Raw genomic sequence first — 14,367 nt, forward strand, 5'->3', positions numbered from 1 at the left:
ACCCGATTTATTCGCCTCAGGCCGCCCGCTCCTCCTCCGTCTCCTCCGTCTGCTCCACCGGGACCTGGGGCCCGTCGGACTCGCGCAGCCAGCGGCGCAGTACGCGGTGGACGTGCTCGGCGCCCACGATGTCCGCCCCGTCCTCGGCGGGCGCGGACAGGGCGAGCGGCGACAGCAGGAACGGCAGTCCCTGGGCGCCGCCGAGGCCGCCGTGCGAGCCGATCTGCTCCTCGAAGGCGAGGACCTCGCCGTCGGCCGGGTCGTACATGGAGTTGACCATGATGTCGGCGGTGTGCGGGAAGGAGTGGGTGCGCCGGACGGCGTCGGCGGCCCCGGGGCCGAAGGGGGCGAGCGGACCCGGGTCCTGGTCCAGGCGGTCCAGCGGGATCTCCGTGCCGAACGGGCCGAGCACGACGCCGCCGTGCCGCTCGCTGCGGACCAGCAGGAAGCCGATGCCGGGGTGGTTGGCGAGGGTGGTGAGCAGCGCGGGGTGGCGGGCGTCGATCTCCTCCTTGGTCATCCGGTGCGGGACGTCCGGGAAGGAGATCAGGCCGAGGTTGCCGGAGGCGAGCACGATCGGCTCCGAGTGGCGGTCCGGGCGGTGCCGCTCGCCGCGCTTCTCGCCGGGCATGCGCAGCGCCGCCCGGACCGCCGCGCGGGCCTCGGCGCCACTGTGGGTGCGCCGGGCCCGGCGCGGCACGGGCAGCCCGCAGCCGGCCCGCACCAGGTCGCCGAGGGTGAGGCCGTAGCGGGTGCGGAAGGTCTCCCCGGGGCTCTGCCCGTGGTCGGAGAGGACGACCAGCCGGTAGGGGCGGGGGGCGTGCTCGGCGACCTTCTCGATCAGCCGCAGCGCCCTGTCCAGGCGTTCGAGGACCCTCTCGGCGTCACGGCTCGCCGGGCCGGAGTGGTGGGCGACCTCGTCGTAGGCGACGAGGTCGGCGTAGACGGCGGTACGGCCGGCGAGCATGTCGCCCATCACGGCCGCGACGACGACGTCCCGTTCGACGACGGTCGCGAAGGCCCGGACGAACGGGTAGAGGCCGCCGCGGGAGACCCGGGGGCGGGCCTTGCGCAGCCGGGCCCGGGTGGACTGGCCGAGTTCCCGGCCGACCTCGGCGAAGAACGACAGGGCGGTGCGCACCGCGTTCGCGGGGTCGGAGAAGTAGGCGAAGTAGCCCGCGCGGGAGCGGGTCTCGCGGCTGCGGCGGCGGGTGGCGATGGAGAGCACGAGGGCCTGTTCGTCGGCGCCGCCGCTGAACAGGTTGCCGCGGCTGGCGCCGTCGAGGGTGAGCAGCCCGCCGTCGCCGCGGGCCACGACGGCGCGCCGCTGGAGTTCGGCGGCGCTGGTGGGGCGGTTGCAGACCATCACCTCCCGGGTGTCCTTCTCGTACCAGCGGAAGGCGGGGACGTCGTGGTTGCTGCCGTGCAGGATGCCGAGCTGGCTGGCGCCGGTCTGGCTGGACCAGTCGGTGCGCCACGGGGTGAGCCGGTGGGTGGGGTGCTCGGGGTCGGTCCAGCGGGCCAGGGTCGGCATCAGCCCGGTGGCGACGGCGTCCCGCAGCAGATCGTGCCCGACGCCGTCGAGCTGCACGAACACGGTGCCCGGGGTGGACGGACAGGGCGGCCCGGTGCCGCGCCGGCGGTCCGCGAGGCGGTACAGGCGGCGCCGGTAGGCGTCGTCGTCGCGTACGGCGAGGGCGGCGCCGGTGGCGGAGGCGACCGCCGACATCACGGCGGCGACCACCACGGCGGTCTCCCAGGCGGCGTCGCCGCGTTCGGCGGGGTTGAGCCGCAGCGCGACCAGGAGGAGGGCGCCGTTGAGGAAGAAGACCAGCAGGCCGAGGACGAGTGCGGGGACCAGGAGCAGCAGCCGTACCAGCAGGGGCCAGACGAGGGCCGAGAGCAGACCGAAGGCACCGGCGCCGAAGGCCGCGGTGACCGCGATCCGGGTGGCGCTGTCCCCGTCCGGCGACTGGAGCTGGAAGTCCGGCAGGATCCCGGCGAGCACCAGCATGGTGAGGGTGGACACCGCCCACACCGTGACGCTGCGCCCGACCTGACTGGCGGCCCGCCGCCACCGCCGCCCCAGCACGCCCCGCACACCTCACGTCCCGACCCGACGACCAGGCGGGCCTGCCCCCACCTTGTCACACCAGCCGAATGGCACGCTTTCGAAAGGGGCGCGGGGACCAGCCCTTCAGGGGCGCGGGGAACTGCGCGAGAAACCCCCACCACGCCGCACCCGACCGCCGAAGCGCCCCGCCAGAATCGCGCTCAGCGCCCGTCGTACCCCGCCGTCGGCAACGACAGCCTCCGATGCACCCGCGCCTTCATCTGGGAGTCGTACCGCGGCTCCTCACAGCCCACGGTCTCCATCCGGACCCCGCGCCGCGCGCACTCCGCGGTGAACTCCTCCACGGAGGACAGCGCGCTCTCCAGCACCCGCCGGCTCGGCACCACGAACAGGTCGACCCCCGCCCGCACCCCGTCCCACAGCGCGTTGTGGTCGGTCCGCAACCCGCGGACCAGCAGCTCCCGGCTGACGGTGTACCCCCGCTCGGCCGCCCACTGCGCGCAGATCGCGTGCTGGCTGCGGGAGTCCACCAGGAAGGGCTCGGCGTCCAGCTCCTCCAGCGGCGTCAGACTCGCGATCGCCGTGACCCGCACCGGTCCCATGGGGTCCCCCTCACCTCCGGGTTCAGGGCGCCGACACTACTCCTGCCCGTAGGCTTCGGGGGAGTCGCGCGAAGGAGGCAAAGAGGTGCCCGTGGAGATCACCTGGTGGGGGCACGCCACCTGCACGGTCGCCGATTCGGACGTACGCGTGCTCACCGATCCCCTGTTCGCACGCCGGCTCGCGCATCTGCGCAGGCGCCGGGGCGAGCTCCCCCCGCCCGGCGCCTGGCGTGCGGACCTCGCGCTCGTCTCCCATCTGCACGCCGACCACCTGCACGTTCCCTCCCTGGCGCGGCTCGACGAGGGCACGCGCCTGCTCGTGCCCCGGGGCGCACTCCGCGCGGTACCGGGACTGCGCCGGCTCACGCGGCTGCGGGTCACCGAGGTCCGCCCCGGCGATGTGACGCGGGTGGGCGCACTGCGGGTGCGCGCGGTGCCCGCGCGCCACGACGGGCGGCGCCTGCCGGTGGGCCGGCACCACTCCCCCGCCCTCGGGTACGTCATCGAGGGCCAGGCGCGTACGTACTTCGCCGGGGACACCGGACTGTTCGACGAGATGGCGAGGGAGGTCGGCCCGGTCGACGTGGCGCTGCTGCCAGTGGGCGGCTGGGGGCCCTACCTGGGTGAGGGGCATCTGGACGCGGGGCGCGCGGCGGAGGCGCTGGCCCGGCTGGCGCCGCGCAGCGCGGTGCCGGTGCACTACGGCACGTACTGGCCGATCGGCATGGACGCGGTCCGTCCGCACGAGTTCCACGCGCCCGGTGACGAGTTCGTGCGGCTGGCCGCCGAGCGCGCGCCCGGTGTCGCCGTGCACCGGCTCGGGCACGGCGAGAGCGTCCGGCTGGAGGTGACCGCGTGAGCTGGCTGGCGGCCGCCTCGACGACGGTGTCGACCGAGTCCACCCAGCAGGCGATCGGCTATCCGACGCTGTTCGTGCTGGTGCTGCTCGGGGCCCTGGTGCCGGTGGTGCCGACGGGGGCGCTGGTGAGCACGGCCGCGGTGGTGGCCTTCCACCAGACGGCGCCGTTCGCGCTGGCGATGGTGTTCGTGACGGCGTCGGTGGCGGCGTTCCTCGGGGACATCACCCTGTACTGGCTGGGGCGCCGGGGGCTGAAGTCCCGGAACGGGTCGCGCTGGCTGGGGGCGATCAGGTCGCGGGCGCCCGAGGAGCGGCTGGAGCAGGCCCAGGGCAAGCTCGCCGAGCACGGGGTGGCGGTGCTGGTGCTGTCCCGGCTGGTTCCGGCGGGCCGGCTGCCGGTGATGCTGGCGTGCCTGCTCGCCGAGTGGCCGCTGCGGCGGTTCGCCCGCGGCAATCTGCCCGCGTGCCTGGCCTGGGCGGTCACCTATCAGCTGATCGGGATCCTCGGCGGTTCGCTCTTCCCGGAGCCCTGGGAGGGCGTGGTGGCGGCGGTGGCGCTGACGCTGCTGATCAGTCTGGCCCCGGGCCTGTGGCGGCGGATCCGGACGGCCAAGTAGCGGGTTCGGACAGCCAAGTAACGGGTCCGAACGGCCAAGAGCGGATCCGGACCGCCGGACATGGGCCGCGGGCGGTGTCAGGGCCGGTCGTAGGCCGGTTCCAGGATCCTGGAGCCCCCCACCGGCAGGTCCCACAGGTCGGCGCGGTCGAGGCCCGCCCGCTCCCAGGCCGCCCGCACCCTGAGCAGGGGTTCCAGGACCGGCTCCGCGGACAGGACGAAGGTGCCCCAGTGCATCGGCGCCATTCTGCGCGCGCCCAGGTCGCGTACGGCCCGGACCGCCTCCTCGGGGTCGCAGTGCACGTCGCTGAGCCACCAGCGGGGGTCGTAGGCGCCGACCGGCATCAGGGTGAGGTCGATCCCGGGGTGGCGGCGGCCGATGCGGGCGAACCAGTGGCCGTAGCCGGTGTCGCCCGCGAAGTGGAGGCTGCGGCCGTCGGGGGCGGTGAGGACCCAGCCGCCCCACAGGCTGCGGCAGGTGTCGGTGAGGCTGCGCTTGGACCAGTGGTGGGCGGGGACGAAGTCGAAGCGGACACCGCCCAGTTCGGCCGCCTCCCACCAGTCCAGTTCGGTGACGGTGGTGAACCGGCGGCGGCGGAACCAGCCCGCGAGGCCCGCGGGCACGAACACGGGTGTGGCGCGCGGGAGTCGGCGCAGTGTGGGCGCGTCCAGGTGGTCGTAGTGGTTGTGGCTGATGACGACCGCGTCCACCGGCGGGAGCGCCGCCCACTCGATGCCGACGGGGGTGATCCGCGCGGGGGTGCCGATGATGCGGTGCGACCAGACGGGGTCGGTGAGGACGGTGAGTCCGCCGATGGCGAGGACCCAACTGGCGTGCCCCGCCCAGGAGACGGCGATCGTCCGGGCGTCGACGCGGGGTGGCGGCGAGGGCGCGAAGGGCAGCAGCGGGATGTCGGCGAGGCCGTCGCGGCCGGGGCGGACGGCGCCCTCGCGGGCGAACCGGGCCATGGCCTTGAGTCCGGGGAGCGGGGAGGTGAGCCGGTCGTGGAACGTCCGTGGCCAAAACCGCCGTTCGCCGAGCGGGCGGGGTTCGGCGAGCGGCGGGGAGGGTGCCGCGGGCTCGGGACGGCCGGCTCCCGTCGTCCTCGACTCGGACTGCTGGGTCATCGCGGAGGCTCCCCTCGCCGGGCGTCGTCGCGGAGTTGACCGAAGACCGACCGCACCTGGTCCAACGCGGCGCGTACCGGCGGCACTTCGAGGGGCGAGGGGGCGTCGAGGCAGGCCCTCCGCTCCTCGTCGGTGCCGCCCAGCAGGTCCCCGGTGGAGAGCCGTACGCGCGGTGCGGCGAGGTCGTCGCCGAAGCGGTGCCCGCCGGGCGCGGGCATGCCGAGCCGGGCGGTCAGGAAGTCCTCCAGGTCCTGCGCGTCGCTGACGCCGTGCGCCGCGAGCGGGCCGCGCAGCGGGCCGAGGTCGACGTAGAGGTGGCGGCCGGCCCGCGGTGGGCGGGCGAGGGCTCCGGCGTCGACGACGGCCGTGTGCAGGGCGCGCGCGAGCCGCGCGTGGAGGCGGACGGCGGCGGCCCGGCGGGTGACGACCGGCCCGGGTTCGGTGAGGGCGTATCCGGCGGCGGAGGCGACCGGGCCCGCGACGCGGGCGCCGAGCGCGGTGAGCACGTCGAGGACGCGCGCGTGCAGCCTCTGCCCGGTCGCGCCGGCGGGGAACCGGGCGACGGCGGCCGGCCAGCCCGGCGGGAGCAGTGCCCCGGCCAGGTCGGTGACGACGGTGACGTGCTCCGGGAGCATCTCGGCGGGGCTGAGCAGCACGGAGTCGTGGGCGTCGTGCCGGGTGTCGCGCCAGGTCTCGTCGCTGACCAGGTGCAGCCCCTCGCCGGCGGCGGCCTCGACGGTCTCGTGCAGCAGTTCGGGCGGCGCGACGGTGCCGGTGGGGTCGTCGGCGACGGAGAGCACCAGCAGCCGCGGGTCTCCGCCCTCGGCCCGGACCCGGCGCACGGTCTCCAGCAGGGCGTACGGATCGGGCACCCCGCCGGCCTCCGCCGGGGTGCCGACGTGGAAGAGGGGTCTGCCCAACAGGCGGGCGTACGGCGCCCACCAGGCCGCGCAGGGCCGGGGCACCAGGACGTCGCCACCGAGGGCGGCGGTCAGCGCGAGCAGCAGCGCGGGGGTGCCGGGGGCGGCGACCGTCCGGTCGGGCGTCGCGGCCAGCCCGCGCCGGTCCCAGTGCACGCCGGCCGCGTCGAGCAGGGCCGCCCCGCCGCCGACGGGTTCGCTCTCCCCCCGGTCGGCCGCGGCGGCGAGCACGGCGGCCAGTTCGGGGAGCACGGGCAGCCCGTCACCGGGCAGCGGTGGACCGTACCGGACGGGGCCGTGGCTCTCGTGAACCCTCCGCGCCACCCTGACTCCCTCCACTGGTGTGTGCCGCCAGCGTCTCGGCCGGTGCGTTCGCTCCGGTCTCCGACCGGGGCCCTTCCGGCGGACCGGCGCCCGTCCGGTGGCCGGGGTCACGCGGTCGGGGACCTGCGCCACAGCCGGTACACGGCGCCGCCGAGCGCGCCCGCGATCAGCAGGCCGCCGGCGACGAGGGCGGGCACGGAGTCGGTGAACGCGCCGCCCTGCCCGGCGTGGACGCCGCGCCGGACGACGGGGCTCGGACAGGACTCCCGGTGTTCCTGCGCGGTGCAGGGAGGCGCGGTGGGGCCGCCGGTCCTGGTGACGGTGAGGGTGGCGCTCCACGGCTTGCCCTGGCCGCCGGGTGCGGCGGGGCAGGTGCCGTCGACGGTCCACGCGGTGTCGGGGCCGAGGGAGTCGGCGACCTCCAGGTCGGCGGCGGCCGCGATCCGGGCGGTGCCCCGGTAGGTGGGCCCGGCGGCGCTCTCGTCGTTGCCGGCGACCTGGTGCAGGGCGACGGTGCCCTCCGCGAAGGCCTGCGAGGTGGCGTCCAGGGTGGCGGGCGCGGCGCCGCCGACAGGGTCGCAGGAGACCGAGACGGTGACGCTGCCGCCCGGGTGCACGGACGCGGGACTGACCTCGGCGGCCGGTTCCGCGAGGGCCGCCGATCCGGCGAAGCCGACGGCGGCGCTTCCCAGGGCGAGGGCGGACAGGACACGGACGCTGCGGTGCATGGCGCGGCTCCTTCGGCCGACGGCTGCCGGACGCGCCGACGCGCGCCCCGCAGCCATCACAGCCCGCCGCGGGCCCGGCCGCGCGCGGCCGGACACCATTGGCGGGACGAAAGGCGCCCGTGCGGGTGAAACCCCCGTCGGGGGTGGTTCGGGGCGGGCCGGTCAGGCGGCGTCCCGGAGCACCTGCTCCCGGACGCGCCCGCAGCAGCGGCTGATCAGCCGGGACACGTGCATCTGCGAGATGCCGAGCTGCTCGGCGATCCGGCTCTGCGTCATGTCGCCGAAGAACCGCATGTAGAGGATGGCCCGCTCCCGCTCCGGCAGCGCGGCCAGCCGGGTCCTGACGGCCTCCCGGTCGACCACCGTGTCCAGCGCGGGGTCGGCGGCGCCGAGGGCGTCGCTCAGGGAGTAGCCGTCGTCGCTGCCGGGCAGCTCCGCGTCCAGGGAGAGTGCCGTGAAGCTCTCCAGGGCCTCCAGACCGGCCTTGACCTCGGCCTCGGTCAGGTCCGCGTGGGAAGCGATGTCCTCGACGGTGGGCCGGTCGCCCGAGACGCCCTGCAGGTCGTGCATCGCGAACCGCACCCGGTTGCGCAGGTCCTGGACCCGGCGCGGCACGTGCAGGGTCCACATGTGGTCGCGGAAGTGCCGCTTGAGTTCGCCGGTGATGGTGGGCACGGCGTAGCTCTCGAAGGCGTTGCCGAGGTCGGGGTCGTACCGGTCGACGGCCTTGACCAGGCCGAGGGCGGCCACCTGCCGGAGGTCCTCGTAGCTCTCGCCGCGGCTGCGGAACCGCCCCGCGAGCCGGTCGGCCATCGGCAGCCAGGCCTCGACGACCCGCTCGCGCAGGGTGTCGCGCTGCTGCCCCGGGGGCAGGGCGGCGAGCCTGCGGAACGCCTCGGCGGTGTCGGGGGCGTCGTGGTGCGGGTGGTGCTTCGCGCTCACTTGGGTGGGCATGTGCGTCGCAACTCCCTCGGTCGTGCTCTGTAGGGGAAGGGCACCGTGGGAAGCGCGCGAGGCAGCCGGACGGACGCGGCCGTGGCGGCGTGACGCCGCTCCCACGGACGTGCCTCCTGTCCGAAGCACTGACACTGCGCCTGCCCCCGGCCTCACGGGGCAAACACCGTGTCGTCCGCGCGGGTCCGGGTACGCGGTGCGCACCCGCGAGGAATCAGGAGCGCGTCATGCAGCGAGGCAGTGACCGGCTGAACGTCCGCCGCGACGACGAGATGAAGCACGAACTCCAGGGTCTGCTCAGGTCCGGTCACCCCACGCGGACCGAGGAGTGGCACGACCCGGAGCCGGGCGCCGACGACGATCCCCTGGTGGCGGGCGGCCCGGTGGCGCCGGGTACGCGCGCGGCTTCCCTGCCGGCGGTGCGCCAGGCGCTCTCCCGGTTCCTCAGCCGGGGCCGGTTCCCGGCGGGCCCGCGTGAGCTGGCGGGCGCGATGCGCCGTGGGTACGCGCCGGACGGGCTGGTGGAGTCGGTGGAGCGGCTGCCGCGGTCGGCGCGCTACACCACGGTGCAGGAACTCGCCGAGGACCTGACGGAACGCAACCGGCGCCGTTAGTCCGTGTCTGACAGTTCCCGTCTGCTCCGGCCGGAGTCAGGCGTCCGCGGCCTCGGTGGGGCCGCTGCCCCGTTCCCGGGCTCCGTCGCGGGTGCGGCCCGCGGAGACGAGTCGGCGCGGGTTGCGGCGGAGGTACTCGCCCTCCAGCCGGGCCATGCGTTCGTTGTGGGCCCGCAGGGCGTCGTTCGAGCCGTACAGGAGCGCGTCGTGACGCGTGCGGTGGATGGTCTCCAGCTCCTTCATGAGCTGCTGGTCGTCCAGCCGGCTGGGGTCGACTCCGGTCATGGTGGTGCCCCGCTCGTCGTGTCCGTCCGCGGTCCGGGTGCCGGCGCCGTGGGCGCCGCCCGGCGGAGTCCGGGAGGGACCGCGGCCTACGCCTCTCTGCCTCCACTGTACGAACATCCCGGGCACCGGGCCCTTCCGTCGCGGTCCCGGCGCTACCTCGCCCGTTCCACGCGGCGCTCGTCCCAGACCGGCTCGGCGGTCTCCCGTACCCGGCCGTCCGAACCGAAGACCAGATAGCGGTCGAACGCGCGAGCGAACCAGCGGTCGTGGGTCACGGCGAGGACCGTGCCCTCGAACGCCTCCAGTCCCTCCTGGAGGGCCTCCGCCGACTCCAGGTCCAGGTTGTCGGTGGGCTCGTCCAGCAGCAGGGCCGTCACACCCTCCAGCTCCAGCAGCAGGATCTGGAAGCGGGCCTGCTGGCCTCCGGAGAGCCGGTCGAAGGTCTGCTCCGCCTGCTGCGTCAGCTCGTAGCGGCGCAGCCGGGACATGGCCGCGCCCCGGTCCTGGGAGTGTTCCGTCCACAGGATGTCCAGCAGGGTGCGGCCGGTCAGCTCGGGGTGCGCGTGGGTCTGCGCGAAGTGTCCGGGGACCACGCGCGCGCCCAGCTTCCACTGTCCGGTGTGCGCCACGTCCTCCCCGGCCAGCAGCCTGAGGAAGTGGGACTTGCCCGAGCCGTTCGAGCCGAGCACGGCGACCCGCTCGCCGTAGAAGACCTCCAGCGAGAACGGCTTCATCAGGCCGGTCAGCTCCAGGTCGGCGCAGGTGACCGCGCGGACACCGGTCCGGCCGCCCTTCAGCCGCATCCGGATGTCCTGCTCGCGCGGCGGCTCCGGCGGCGGGCCGGCCTCCTCGAACTTGCGCAGCCGGGTCTGGGCGGCGGCGTAGCGGGACGCCATCTCGTGGCTGACGGCCGCGGCCTGGCGGAGGTTGAGGACCAGCTTCTTCAGCTGCGCGTGCTTCTCGTCCCAGCGGCGGCGCAGTTCCTCGAAGCGGGCGAAACGCTCACGGCGGGCGTCGTGGTAGGTCGCGAAGCCGCCGCCGTGCACCCAGGCGTCCGCGCCGGTCGGCGAGGGCTCGACCGAGACGATCCGCTCCGCGGCGCGGGCGAGGAGCTCGCGGTCGTGGGAGACGAACAGGACCGTCTTGCGGGTCTCCCGCAGCCGCTCCTCCAGCCAGCGCTTGCCGGGCACGTCCAGGTAGTTGTCCGGCTCGTCGAGGAGCAGGACCTGGTCGGTGCCGCGCAGCAGCGCCTCCAGGACCAGCCGCTTCTGCTCACCGCCGGACAGGGTGCGGACCTGGCGCCACTGGGCCTTCTCGTAGGACACGCCCAGCGCGGCCATCGTGCACATGTCCCACAGGGTCTCCGCCTCGTACCCGCGCACCTCGGCCCAGTCGGCGAGCGCCTGCGCGTACTTCAGCTGGGCCGCCTCGTCGTCGACGGTCATGATCGCGTGCTCGGCGGTGTCGACCGCGCGGGCCGCCTCCTGGATCCGGGGCGGCGCGACGGACACGAGCAGGTCCCGTACGGTCGTCTCGTCCCGTACGGAGCCGACGAACTGGCGCATCACCCCGAGGCCGCCGGTGACCGTGACCGTCCCGCCGTGCGGCTTCAGCTCGCCGGAGATCAGCCGCAGCAGGGTCGTCTTGCCGGCGCCGTTCGGCCCGACCAGGGCGGTCACGGACCCTTCGCCCACCCGGAAGGAGACATCACCGAGCAGCGCCCTGCCGTCGGGGAGGTAGTACTCGAGGTGCGCGGCTTCCAGATGTCCCATGAGGTCGCATTCTGCGGTCCGCCGGGCGCAACCGCCAAACCGTTATTCGGGCCGGCCGAGCGGTTCGCCCGCCGGGCCGCCCCCGCCCGCGGGCGCCACGCTCGCGCCCGCCCAGGACAGCGCCTTGAAACCGTCGGCCGGGGAGCCCTCCAGGACCACCACCCCGGTGTTGGCCAGCCGGTGCCCGGCGGCGAAGGCGATGTCCACGTTGTCGGCGCGGGCGGCCGTCCAGGTGCGGATGACGGCGCCGTGGCTGACCATCACGACCGTGCCGGCGCCGCTGCGGGCCGCCTCGGCGACGACCTCGTCGAACCGGCCGAGCACCTCCTCGCCGTTCTCCCCGCCCGGCATCCGCAGGCCCGTGTCGCCGGCCGCCCAGGAGAACGCGGTGCGCATGTACAGCTCGCCCTGCGCGGAGTCGCCGGGCAGCATCTCCAGCTCGCCGGCGGTGATCTCCCGGATCCCGTCGCGGACCAGCGGTTCCAGCCCGCGGGCGGCGGCCAGCGGGGCGGCGGTGAGCTGGGTGCGCCGCAGGGTGGAGACGTAGAGCGCCTCGATGTCCTCGTGCGCGAGCGCCTCGGGCAGCGCGGCCGCCTGGGCCTCGCCGAGCGCGGTCAGACCCGGCCCCGGGACGGCGGTGTCCAGCAGGTAGTCGAGGTTGGTGGGGGTCTGGCCGTGGCGGACGAGGAGCAGGCGCATCGAGGGCCCTCCGGGGGACGGGACCGGACAGGATCAGCCACTTCAGGGTACTCATGACCCCATGAGCCCAGATGTCGACCTCACCGTGCCCCTGCCCGGCCGCCACGCGCTGCGCGACCGGCTCCTCGCCCTCGACTCCCGGCTGTTCGAGTTCGCCGCCGAGCGGCACTGGCCCGGCGCCGAGCGGGTGCTGCCCCGGCTGAGCCGCAGCGCCAACCACGGGGTGCTGTGGTTCGCGACCGGCGCGCTGATCGCGGCGAGCCGGACCCCGCGGGCCCGCCGGGCGGCGGCGCGCGGACTCGTCTCGCTGAGTGTGGCCTCGCTGGCCATCAACACGCTCGGCAAGCGCTCGGTGCGCCGGCCGCGCCCGGCGCTGGACCCGGTGCCGGCGGTACGCCAACTGAAGCGGCAGCCGATCACCACCTCCTTCCCGTCCGGGCACTCCGCCTCGGCGGCGGCGTTCGCGGCGGGCGTCGCGCTGGAGTCGCCCGGCTGGGGGGCGGTGGTGGCGCCGGTGGCCTGGTCCGTGGCGCTCTCCCGGGTCTACACGGGCGTGCACTTCCCGAGCGACGTGCTGGCGGGCGCCGCCTTCGGCGCGGGGGCCGCGTACGCCGTGCGCGGTCTGGTGCCGACCCGGGCCCAGCTCACCCCGCCGCCCCGCCCGCGCGCCGAGGTGCCGGTGCTCGCCGCGGGCGAGGGGCTGGTGATGGTGGTGAACACCGCGTCGGGCTCGGCGGACCGGGCGGGCGCCCTGCTGGACGCGCTGCCGGCGGCGGAGCTGGTGGAGTGCGGCCCCGACGAGCTGCGGCGGGAGCTGGAGAACGCGGCGGGCCGGGCCCGGGTGCTCGGGGTGTGCGGCGGCGACGGCACGGTGAACGCGGCCGCGGAGGCGGCGCTGCGGCACGGACTGCCGCTGGCGGTGCTGCCCGGCGGCACGCTCAACCACTTCGCCCAGGACCTGGGCGTGGAGGACGCGCGTGGGCTGGCGCGGGCGCTGACCCACGGTCATGCCGTGCGGGTGGACGTGGGCCGGTTCCGTTCCGGCGAGAGGCGGGGCGTGTTCCTCAACACGTGCAGCCTGGGCGTGTATCCGGAGCTGGTGCGCGAACGGGACCGCTGGGAGCACCGGATCGGCGGCTGGCCGGCCGGGGTGCTCGCCGCGCTGCGGGTGCTGCGGGCCGACCGTCATCCCCTGGAGGCCCGGATCGGCCGTTCCACCCGGCCGTTGTGGCTGCTGTTCGCCGGGAACGGCACCTACCACCGGATGGGTCTGGCGCCCGGCCGGCGGGTCGACCTGGCCGACGGGGTGCTGGACGTGCGGGTCGTGCACGGCGGCCGGCGGCCCGCGGCGCGGCTGCTCGCGGCGGCCCTGGCGGGCCCGCTGACCCGCTCCCCCGTGCACGCCGCGGTCCAGGTGGGGCGGCTGCGGGTTACGGACGTCGCGCCGGGCGCGCTGCTCGCGTACGACGGTGAAGTCACCGAGGTGCAGGGCGTGGTGACGCTGGAGAAGCAGGCGGAGGCCCTGACGGTGTACCGGCCGCTGTCCACCTTCTGACGCGCAGTCGGTTCATGATCTGACGCACCGTCAGTCCATGATCTGAAACGCGTATCTCATCATTCGGCATGCGCGCGTACGGTGGCGGCACGACGACGAGACGAGGGGAACGCCATGTCGAAGCCGCGCGAGACCGCCGTGTACACCCATGGGCACCACGAGTCGGTGCTGCGCTCGCACACCTGGCGCACGGCGGCCAACTCGGCCGCCTACCTGCTGGGTTCGCTCAAGCCGCACATGCGGATCCTGGACATCGGCTGCGGTCCGGGCACGATCACCGCCGACCTGGCCGCCCTGGTCCCGGACGGCCGGGTCACCGGCGTCGACCGGGCCCCCGGCGTCCTGGAGCAGGCGCGCGCCACGGCCGCCGAACGGGGCCTGGACAACGTCGACTTCGCGGTCGCCGACGTGCACGCGCTGGACTACCCGGACGACACCTTCTGCGTGGTCCACGCCCACCAGGTCCTCCAGCACGTCGGCGACCCGGTGCGGGCGCTGCGGGAGATGCGGCGGGTGACCAGGCCGGGCGGCTACGTGGCGGTGCGCGACTCGGACTACGCGGCGATGACCTGGTACCCGGCGTCCCCTGGCATGGACGACTGGCTGGACCTGTACCACCGGGTGGCCCGCGCCAACGGGGGCGAGCCGGACGCCGGGCGGCGGCTGAAGTCCTGGGCGCTGGAGGCGGGTCTGACCGACGTCACCGCCACCTCGGCCACCTGGACCTTCGCCACCGCCGAGGAGCGGGCCTGGTGGAGCGGACTGTGGGCGGACCGCACCCTGGCCTCGGCCTACGCCGAGCGGGCCGTGGAGGGCGGACACGCCACCGTGGAGCAGCTGCGCGAGGTCGCCGCGGCCTGGCGGGAGTGGGGCGGCCGGGCGGACGCGTGGTTCGCCGTCCTGCACGGAGAAATTCTGTGCAGAAAGGAGGGATGAAATCTGGTTTCCCGGCAACCCGGCCGTCAGGAGGTAATAACAATGGTTCCTGTTCTGCTGGTTCTGCTTTTGGCGTTGATTCTGTTCGGGGCCGGATTCGCGGTGAAGCTTCTCTGGTGGATCGCCCTGGCCGTGCTCGTGCTGTGGCTGCTCGGATTCCTGGTGCGCGGCACGACGGCCGCCGGGGGCAGGGGCCGCTGGTACAGGTGGTGAGGGGCGCCCGGGAGACCCTCAGTCCCGGGAAGCGGCGGGGGGGGGGGCGCGGCCCCCCGGAGGGGGGGCGGCGCGCCCCGCCGCGTGT

General features: G+C 75.2%; 15 protein-coding genes. 6 read left to right on the forward strand and 9 right to left on the reverse strand.

Features of this window, described 5'->3' with window-relative positions; translation table 11 throughout:
* Positions 1-16 precede the first annotated feature (16 nt).
* Together AB0E07_RS18755 and AB0E07_RS18760 are read right to left on the reverse strand one after the other, a co-directional pair.
* Positions 17-2,101, reverse strand: coding sequence for a phage holin family protein (locus tag AB0E07_RS18755; protein ID WP_362252744.1), 2,085 nt, complete (start codon positions 2,099-2,101; stop codon positions 17-19).
* Positions 2,102-2,274: 173 nt separating this feature from the next.
* Positions 2,275-2,676, reverse strand: coding sequence for a hypothetical protein (locus tag AB0E07_RS18760; protein ID WP_362252747.1), 402 nt, complete (start codon positions 2,674-2,676; stop codon positions 2,275-2,277).
* An 85-nt stretch (positions 2,677-2,761) separates the two neighbouring features.
* Here AB0E07_RS18760 and AB0E07_RS18765 point away from each other — a divergent pair, with 85 nt between their 5' ends.
* Both AB0E07_RS18765 and AB0E07_RS18770 read left to right on the forward strand, forming a co-directional pair.
* A complete protein-coding gene (locus AB0E07_RS18765) occupies positions 2,762-3,535 on the forward strand; it encodes an MBL fold metallo-hydrolase (RefSeq protein WP_362252750.1) in 774 nt (257 codons plus the stop codon).
* The gene (locus AB0E07_RS18770) at positions 3,532-4,152 is read left to right on the forward strand and encodes a VTT domain-containing protein (protein ID WP_362252753.1); all 621 of its coding nucleotides are present in this window, start codon (positions 3,532-3,534) and stop codon (positions 4,150-4,152) included. Before AB0E07_RS18765 ends, AB0E07_RS18770 begins: the two co-directional genes overlap by 4 nt.
* A 77-nt stretch (positions 4,153-4,229) precedes the next feature.
* On the opposite strand, the gene AB0E07_RS18775 is transcribed toward AB0E07_RS18770, so the two are convergent.
* From AB0E07_RS18775 to AB0E07_RS18790, 4 genes are all read right to left on the reverse strand, one after another.
* Entirely contained in the window at positions 4,230-5,279 is a 1,050-nt protein-coding gene (locus AB0E07_RS18775; protein WP_362252756.1) for an MBL fold metallo-hydrolase, read from the reverse strand.
* Complete coding sequence (locus AB0E07_RS18780) at positions 5,276-6,523, reverse strand: aminotransferase class I/II-fold pyridoxal phosphate-dependent enzyme (protein ID WP_362252759.1); 1,248 nt, start codon at positions 6,521-6,523, stop codon at positions 5,276-5,278. Before AB0E07_RS18780 ends, AB0E07_RS18775 begins: the two co-directional genes overlap by 4 nt.
* Before the next feature lie 107 nt (positions 6,524-6,630).
* Positions 6,631-7,251: a hypothetical protein gene (locus tag AB0E07_RS18785; protein ID WP_362252763.1), complete on the reverse strand. Its 621-nt coding sequence runs from the start codon at positions 7,249-7,251 to the stop codon at positions 6,631-6,633.
* Between the two features lie 162 nt (positions 7,252-7,413).
* The gene (locus AB0E07_RS18790) at positions 7,414-8,205 is read right to left on the reverse strand and encodes a SigB/SigF/SigG family RNA polymerase sigma factor (RefSeq protein WP_362252766.1); all 792 of its coding nucleotides are present in this window, start codon (positions 8,203-8,205) and stop codon (positions 7,414-7,416) included.
* A gap of 227 nt (positions 8,206-8,432) precedes the next feature.
* Between AB0E07_RS18790 and AB0E07_RS18795 the strand changes: the two genes are divergently transcribed.
* Positions 8,433-8,819: a DUF2795 domain-containing protein gene (locus AB0E07_RS18795; protein WP_362252770.1), complete on the forward strand. Its 387-nt coding sequence runs from the start codon at positions 8,433-8,435 to the stop codon at positions 8,817-8,819.
* Positions 8,820-8,855: 36 nt separating this feature from the next.
* On the opposite strand, the gene AB0E07_RS18800 is transcribed toward AB0E07_RS18795, so the two are convergent.
* The 3 genes from AB0E07_RS18800 to AB0E07_RS18810 all read right to left on the reverse strand — a co-directional run bounded on the left by AB0E07_RS18800 (position 8,856) and on the right by AB0E07_RS18810 (position 11,575).
* Positions 8,856-9,104 carry a DUF6158 family protein gene (locus AB0E07_RS18800; RefSeq protein WP_362252773.1) on the reverse strand — a complete coding sequence of 83 codons (249 nt, stop codon included), beginning with the start codon at positions 9,102-9,104 and terminating at the stop codon, positions 8,856-8,858.
* A gap of 152 nt (positions 9,105-9,256) precedes the next feature.
* On the reverse strand, positions 9,257-10,876 hold the full coding sequence (locus tag AB0E07_RS18805) for an ATP-binding cassette domain-containing protein (RefSeq protein ID WP_362252776.1): 1,620 nt from the start codon (positions 10,874-10,876) through the stop codon (positions 9,257-9,259).
* A 42-nt stretch (positions 10,877-10,918) separates the two neighbouring features.
* On the reverse strand, positions 10,919-11,575 hold the full coding sequence (locus AB0E07_RS18810) for a histidine phosphatase family protein (RefSeq protein ID WP_362252779.1): 657 nt from the start codon (positions 11,573-11,575) through the stop codon (positions 10,919-10,921).
* A gap of 61 nt (positions 11,576-11,636) precedes the next feature.
* Between AB0E07_RS18810 and AB0E07_RS18815 the strand changes: the two genes are divergently transcribed.
* The 3 genes from AB0E07_RS18815 (at position 11,637) to AB0E07_RS18825 (ending at position 14,279) form a co-directional block, all read left to right on the forward strand.
* Positions 11,637-13,130, forward strand: coding sequence for a phosphatase PAP2 family protein (locus tag AB0E07_RS18815; RefSeq protein ID WP_362252782.1), 1,494 nt, complete (start codon positions 11,637-11,639; stop codon positions 13,128-13,130).
* Positions 13,131-13,244: 114 nt separating this feature from the next.
* Entirely contained in the window at positions 13,245-14,066 is an 822-nt protein-coding gene (locus tag AB0E07_RS18820; protein WP_362252784.1) for a class I SAM-dependent methyltransferase, read from the forward strand.
* 42 nt (positions 14,067-14,108) lie between these two features.
* Positions 14,109-14,279 (forward strand): hydrophobic protein, encoded by a 171-nt coding sequence (locus AB0E07_RS18825; protein ID WP_362252787.1) that lies wholly within the window; start codon positions 14,109-14,111, stop codon positions 14,277-14,279.
* The last annotated feature ends 88 nt before the right edge of the window (positions 14,280-14,367 follow it).

This window comes from Streptomyces sp. NPDC048002, from assembly GCF_040653275.1.
In the GTDB taxonomy this organism is placed as follows: Bacteria; Actinomycetota; Actinomycetes; order Streptomycetales; family Streptomycetaceae; genus Streptomyces.